6 protein-coding genes and 1 rRNA gene are annotated in these 6,879 nt (G+C 41.9%); 4 read left to right on the top strand and 3 right to left on the bottom strand.

All coding sequences use genetic code 11. The annotated features are described in order from the left end of the window. Positions 1–2 precede the first annotated feature (2 nt). A 5S ribosomal RNA gene (gene rrf, locus AC1U9Z_RS05670) occupies positions 3–119 on the top strand. Between the two features lie 69 nt (positions 120–188). Here rrf and AC1U9Z_RS05665 read toward each other — a convergent pair. After that, complete coding sequence (locus tag AC1U9Z_RS05665; protein WP_479956213.1) at positions 189–800, bottom strand: DUF3298 and DUF4163 domain-containing protein; 612 nt, start codon at positions 798–800, stop codon at positions 189–191. Between the two features lie 240 nt (positions 801–1,040). Here AC1U9Z_RS05665 and AC1U9Z_RS05660 point away from each other — a divergent pair, with 240 nt between their 5' ends. Both AC1U9Z_RS05660 and AC1U9Z_RS05655 read left to right on the top strand, forming a co-directional pair. Further along, the gene (locus AC1U9Z_RS05660) at positions 1,041–1,994 is read left to right on the top strand and encodes a sporulation protein (protein ID WP_479956212.1); all 954 of its coding nucleotides are present in this window, start codon (positions 1,041–1,043) and stop codon (positions 1,992–1,994) included. Between the two features lie 22 nt (positions 1,995–2,016). Next, a complete protein-coding gene (locus AC1U9Z_RS05655) occupies positions 2,017–2,766 on the top strand; it encodes a sulfite exporter TauE/SafE family protein (protein WP_479956211.1) in 750 nt (249 codons plus the stop codon). A 37-nt stretch (positions 2,767–2,803) separates the two neighbouring features. Here AC1U9Z_RS05655 and trhA read toward each other — a convergent pair whose 3' ends face one another. Further along, complete coding sequence (gene trhA, locus AC1U9Z_RS05650; RefSeq protein WP_479956208.1) at positions 2,804–3,454, bottom strand: PAQR family membrane homeostasis protein TrhA; 651 nt, start codon at positions 3,452–3,454, stop codon at positions 2,804–2,806. 165 nt (positions 3,455–3,619) lie between these two features. Continuing rightward, on the bottom strand, positions 3,620–4,927 hold the full coding sequence (gene hcp, locus AC1U9Z_RS05645; RefSeq protein WP_479956207.1) for a hydroxylamine reductase: 1,308 nt from the start codon (positions 4,925–4,927) through the stop codon (positions 3,620–3,622). Positions 4,928–5,385: 458 nt separating this feature from the next. Between hcp and AC1U9Z_RS05640 the strand changes: the two genes are divergently transcribed. Further along, positions 5,386–6,816 carry an NAD(P)/FAD-dependent oxidoreductase gene (locus AC1U9Z_RS05640; protein WP_479956205.1) on the top strand — a complete coding sequence of 477 codons (1,431 nt, stop codon included), beginning with the start codon at positions 5,386–5,388 and terminating at the stop codon, positions 6,814–6,816. The last annotated feature ends 63 nt before the right edge of the window (positions 6,817–6,879 follow it).

Genomic DNA, 6,879 nt, shown 5'->3' with positions numbered 1-6,879 from the left:
TTTCTGGTGGCGATACCGGAGGGGGTACACCTGTTCCCATCCCGAACACAGCAGTTAAGCCCTTCAGGGCCGATGGTACTTGGAGCTCACGCTCCTGGGAGAGTAGGTCGTTGCCAGAGTATTTTTAAAACCCTACAGTTGTAACACGACTGTAGGGTTTTGTTTTTGGATAATAGAGGCTACTGGTTTTAATCACGTAAGAGTATACCTATGGGACCAGTTTCGCTGATTAGATTACTAATTCGAGTGTAGGGTATAACAAACTCAATGGTGCCTAAGGCATGGGCGGTGTATTTAAGTTCCTGCCAGTATAGTACCAGTGCATGATCCGTTAAATAGTATTCGTCATAGTCACTCACCCCGGGAAAGGGCTCTAGAAGATCAATATCCCTTTCTTCAAGGCTTTGATTGATTATTCGATTAAGGGTTACTTTATAATAGCTGTTGGGTCTAAAGAGGTCATGCAATTGATAAATTTGCCCTGTATTCAAGTTTGCTGTAATTGACCTTTGTACATTTAAACCGTTAGCTGCCATTTGGGCGATCGTATAAAAATTAAACTTAATGCTCAAAATGCCCTTTTGATTGACCTCCACCTCATACCGACCGAAAATTTCCGCATAAACGTCACAGCCTTCCATGGGAATTTCCTTTTGGACGATGTTTGTAATGGCTTCATTAATTCTTTGCTCAGCCATCTGGTTCTTGAGACCCGATATCTGTGGATAAATAATGTCAATGCATTGATCTTCTATTTTGTTATCGGATATTTTGGCTGTGGTATTTTTATTGTTAACCACGGAAAACACTCCTTTTTATTTGTAAGTTATGAAAATTTTAGGCACTTAGTTCGCCCCACTTTAAAAAAACTTATGGTTAGCCATACTTTGGGTCCTATGTAAAAGCAAGACGTCAATCTGTACAGTTTGAGGTTGATACTATATACTGGAATAAGAAAATGTTAAAACGAAATACAGTACAGTAGAGCTACAGGTCTCCCAAAAAAAGGGTATCAGTCAAAAAGGAGTGTTCATGGTTTTATGTTTAAAAAACTAATGGCCAGCTTTGGGGTGGGAGCTGCCAAGGTGAACCTGGTACTGGATAAGGAAGGTTACCGCATTGGGGAAGTTGTCAGTGGTAAAGTTATCGTGATGGGAGGGAATGCTGCCCAGGACATTAATACCCTCCATGTTGATGTAATGATGCGGGTTATTATTAAGGGTAAAGAAGTCAAACGTGTGCTAGATACAGTATCAGTTGCTAGAAATATTCGGGTTGAGGCTAGGGAGGTAAAGGAGATCCCCTTTGAGCATTTATTGCCCCTGTCCTATCCGATCGCTAAAAGCTCCCTGTCCTATTTCTTAATCACCAAAATGGATATTGCCCAGGCTGTGGATACCGATGACAATGATCCCCTGCTTGTTTTAGCCAATAAAGATATGCAAATGGTTTTTGATGCCTTGCAAATACTAAATTTCAAAGAAAAAATTGGTTCTGGAAAAATAACTGAATCTGGGCAGGAGTTTGAATTTTACCCGGGTCCCCAATTTGCAGAACAATTAAAGGAAATAAAGCTAAAATTTTACGTTGATCAAAACGAATTTAAACTCCTGATGGAGATTGAAATGAATGGTGGCTATATGCGTAGTGGTATTGGCCATCATGCGGAGCTTATTGTCCCCGCTGATGTACGGACCAATGGTTCTGCACAGCAATTGGCCGACGCGGTTAAAAGCTTTTTAGAAAAGGAATTGGTGGTAATTTCAGTACAAGGACCCAAAATGGCTCCAAGTAATCACAGCAATCAGCAATCCCTGCGGCATGGGTCAGGCATGGGGGGGGTTATGGGTGGTATGGTTGCTGGTATGTTAGGTGGTGCTTTGCTTGGCAGCATCCTTGAAGGAGAAGAAGAAGCCAACTACGTGGTTGGCGAAGAAGATAGCTTTGATACTGGGTTAGGGGATTTTTTGGATTTTGGTGATGACGACTTTTAACTAATTGAGAAGAGTGATTATATTGATTTCAGCAATGGTCATTGTTTTTTTCGCATCGATATTGCAAGCCGCCATAGGGTTTGGTTTTGCCATTATGGCTACGCCATTTTTACTCTTGATTTTTAATTCCCGGGATTGTGTACAAATAAGTATTATTCTATCGTTTATCGTTTCTTTGCTGTTAATTTTTAAGATCATAAAAGATGTTGATAAAGAGTTCTTAAAAAGGCTTATCTGGGGTAGCTTTGTAGGGGCACCCATTGGTGTTGTATTTTATTCCTACGTCAGTTTACCGATCTTAAAATTTACCGTTGGCATTGTTATTATATTTATAGCCGCTTTTATAACACTACGAGCTGCTATAAAAAAATCCAGCCAGTCGAAAAAAGAGGAAGCTATCGAGGAAAGTATTTCGTCAAAGATACAGTTTTTGATTGGCCTTTGTGGCGGAATGCTGACAACCAGTATCGGTATGCCTGGGGTGCCTCTCCTGCTTTATTTTAATTTAACAAATATGAAAAAGGAAACTGCCAGGAGCACAACCCTAACATTTTTTATTTTTGTCTATATTATTAGTATGGTTATGCAAATTTTAACAGTTGGTATAGAACCCGCAGCGATAACGGTTTCACTAAAGCTAATTCCTATCGTTGCGGTAGGTGTGTTCATCGGTAATTTATTGTTTGATAAAATTAATCAAAGAACCTTTCAGTTTGCTGCCAATGGCATTTTGATATTTACGGGAATATACATGCTCTTTAACTCTCTATAAAGTAATTAAGGTCCACCTATTAGCAGGTGGGCCTTAATTATATATACATGATATATTTAGCCATTAGCCAAAAATGACTAAAACTACCTGCCATAACAAAAAGATGGAAAACCTCATGAAAGCCAAACCAGCCAGGGATTAGGTTAGGGGGCCATTTTGTACCGTAAAAGATTGCCCCCACGGTATAAAAAATACCCCCAAGGGACATCCAAACAATGCCTCCGGTGGAAACCGTTTTAATTAGGGGCCAAAAGGCAATTATAATGAGCCAACCCATGGTCAGGTAAATTAGTGTTGAAAACCAGCGGGGGGCCTCCAGCCAGAGAGCCTTAATAATAATACCAACAATAGCAAGGACCCAAACCCCTACTAGCAGTGAGTAACCCCAACCGCCGCGTAAAGGAATCAGGCAAACCGGAGTATAGGTTCCTGCGATTAAAACAAATATCATCATATGATCAATACGTCGTAAAAGAAGCACGCCCTTTGGAGATAGGGGTAATAAATGATATAAGGCACTGGCTGTATAAAGTAAGATCAGGCTAGCCCCAAAAATAGAAAAGGAAACAACATGTATGGTTTTACCATACTGAACCGCATTGTAGACCAGCAGAATTAAAGCCACAATGGATAATAATGCACCGGTTAAATGACTTAAGCCACTAAAAGGGTCTCTTAACTTAATCATCTGAACACCTCGGTAATATATTTTGATAGGTTAATTATCCAAATCTTATTATTCTCCTGCTGGGATTATTTATTAAATTTAGATTAAGTGGCTGGATAAAAAAGGAGTGCCGCTTGCTGCAATAAGCAGCAGTGCGACACTCACAGACAAGGAGGTGGGTTTATCTTAACCTAGCATTTTAGCTAGGTCTGCGTTGGCATCTCCACTGATTAACTGAAGATTAAAGGTCTTTTGCAGGACATCTACAACTCCAGGGGTGAGGAACTCAGGAGCCTTGGGTCCGATATACATATTCTTGACACCCAGGCTAAACAGGCCTAAGAGAATGGCCACAGCCTTTTGTTCAAACCAGGATAGAACAATGGTTAATGGAAGGTCATTAACACCACAGTTAAATGCTTCGGCCAGAGCTAAAGCAATCTTCACAGCGGAACCGGAATTGTTACACTGCCCCAGGTCTAGGAAACGGGGAATACCAGTGCCTTCGATGGTGCCAAAATCGATATCATTAAATCTAAATTTACCACAGGAAGTGGTCAGGATAACACAATCCTTAGGAATAGCCAGGGCCAGTTCCCTAAAGTAATCTCTGCCCTTCGTGGGAGAGTCACAGCCGGCAATGACGAAGAAACGCTTAATCTTACCAGCTTTAACAGCTTCGACAATTTGGGGAGCCAGGGGTAGTATGTTTAGATGGTGAAAACCAGTGGTCATGGTTTTTACCTCTGCGGCCAAAGCTTCAGCAGGGGCACCAGGCAGAGATAATGCCTTTTCAATTACAGGTGTAAAATCCAAGCCTTCAATTTTCTTAACCCCTTCTAAACCTGTAACACCAAAGGAGAACATACGGTCACCGTAGGTGGCATCCTTGCGAATGGGCATTACACAGTTGGTGGTGGCTAGGATAGCACCGGGAAAAGCTTCGAAAAGCTTTCTCTGATCATACCAGGCCTTGCCTACATTACCTTTAAGGTGTTTATATTTATTTAGTTCCGGATAACCATGGGCGGGCAACATTTCTGAGTGAGTATAAATATTAATGCCTTTGCCCTCGGATTGGATTAATAGTTCTTTTAACGCCAGCAGATCGTGACCTGTAACGAGGATGCACTTTCCTTCTACTTTGTCGGAGGTAACAGTAACAGGGGAGGGTACACCAAGGTTATCCAGGTGAGCCTTATCCAATAGGTCCATTGCTTTAACCGTGGCGGTACCAACCTTTAGGGCCATGTTGATGGTTTCTTCAAGATTAAAGTTAACGTTGGTTAGGGTTGAATATAAGGCTTCATGGGTGATGGCATTTACTTCAGGGTCGGCATAGCCAAGCTCTTTAGCATGGGTAGCGTAAGCTGCCACACCCTTTAAACCAAAGATAATGGTATCCTGCAGGCTGGCGATATTCTCATCTTTGCCACACACACCAATTTTTGTACAACCGCCTTTGGGAGTCTGTTCACACTGATAACAAAACATATTTTCATTTCCTCCTTTATATTTGACGGCCCTAGGCCGTGTTTTTGCTTTTTAATGATGGTCTAAGGATACAGGAGATGAAGGAGAAAAGATGTGATTGTGGTCAACCATTGGGTGTGATATTGGTCACTCAACAAAAGGATAATTGCTAGATTTGACGAATATAGTACGATAAGAAAACATCAGGGGGTGGGAGAATGGAAGCAGGAATTATCATGTGTCTTTATATCCTGAGTATGCCCTTTATTATTTTAGCGGTAGATCGCTAGTTTGAGCAAAAAATTTATATTTTTATATATAAACCCTCGAAGAAAAGAGCCATGCAGAATCTAAATGGCTCTTCTTTTTTGGGGGTAATAATATGGTAAACGAGACATTTATATAAAAAGTAATTGAAAAACCCAAATCAATACTTCATAATGATTCTGTTTGGGCAAAATGTAATAGGAGGTGCTGGTATGAATCAATATGATGTGATCGTTATTGGAGCCGGTCCGGCAGGTATTTTTACCTGTTATGAATTAGCATCGAAAGCTCCTCACCTTAAAGTTTTATTAGTGGAAAAGGGTAAGGATATTTATAGAAGGGTGTGTCCCATATTACAGAAGAAGGTTGTTAAGTGCCCACCGCCCACTGAGAAAAAGGATTATGCCGGCTGCAGACCAGCTTGTGCCATTACCAATGGATTTGGGGGAGCAGGGGCTTATTCGGATGGCAAGTTTAATATAACCACTGAATTTGGCGGCTGGATGACCGACTATCTAGCACCTTCTGAGGTGTTAGAGTTAATTAAGTATGTTGATAGCATTAATCTTAAGCATGGGGCGCAATCGGCTACCACTAACCCGGATACCTCCGCTGTAAAGGACATTGAAAAGAGGGGTCTTGGTGCCGGTCTAAAGCTGCTGCGGGCACGGGTGCGTCACCTGGGCACGGAGCAAAACCTAGAAATATTAAAAAACATTTTTGAGTACCTGAAAGAACAGGTTGATATGAAGTATGAAACAGAAGTGGTGGACTTAATCCATGCACAGGAAGCAGGCAAAATATCCATCAAAGGGATTATTACCAAGAATAATGAAGAATACCTGGCTAAGAAAGTAGTTGTCGTACCCGGTCGGGATGGTTCTGAATGGTTGTCTGCGGTTTGTCGGAAGATCGGCCTGGAAATGTTGAGTAATCAGGTGGATGTGGGTGTGAGGGTAGAAACCTTAAATGCCATCATGGAAGAAATAAATGAACACCTTTATGAAGGTAAATTTATCTTTCGTACTTCCGTGGGTACCACCGTACGGACCTTTTGCAGCAACCCGGCTGGCTATGTAGTGATCGAAAATCACAGTGGTGTAATGTTGGCCAATGGACATGCCTACAAGGATAAAAGTCTTGGCAGTAATAACACGAACTTTGCCCTGCTGGTGTCCCATAAATTTTCTTATCCCTTTAATAAGCCCATTGAATACGCCAAGTCCATTTCCCGGCTGGCCAATGACTTATCCAATGGCAGTGTGTTAGTGCAGCGCTATGGGGACCTAAAAAAAGGTTGGCGGTCCACTCAGAAACGTGTCAAGGTAGGTTTTGTTGAGCCCACACTAAAAGAGGCTGAACCGGGGGATTTGAGTTTGGCACTGCCCTACAACACCATGAAAAGTATCATGGAAATGATTGAAGCACTGGATAAGGTAACACCGGGGATTGCCTCTGAACATACACTGCTATACGGAGTAGAAGCAAAATTTTATTCTGCCCGCCCCATTCTGACAGCTAACTTTGAAACACAAATTGAAGGGCTATACGCAGGTGGGGATGGTGCAGGTATTACCCGTGGTCTAGCCCAGGCAGGTGCCTGCGGCGTGGCCATTGCCAGGGATATTATTGGCAAACTTTAACTTAGCCAGCGGCCTTTCGCTTTTTTCATTATGCTTAAAGTCCCTTGGCTCATGGGCTAGGGT

Source organism: Desulfotomaculum sp., assembly GCF_982386235.1.
This window is presented reverse-complemented; position numbering and strand designations above follow the sequence as displayed.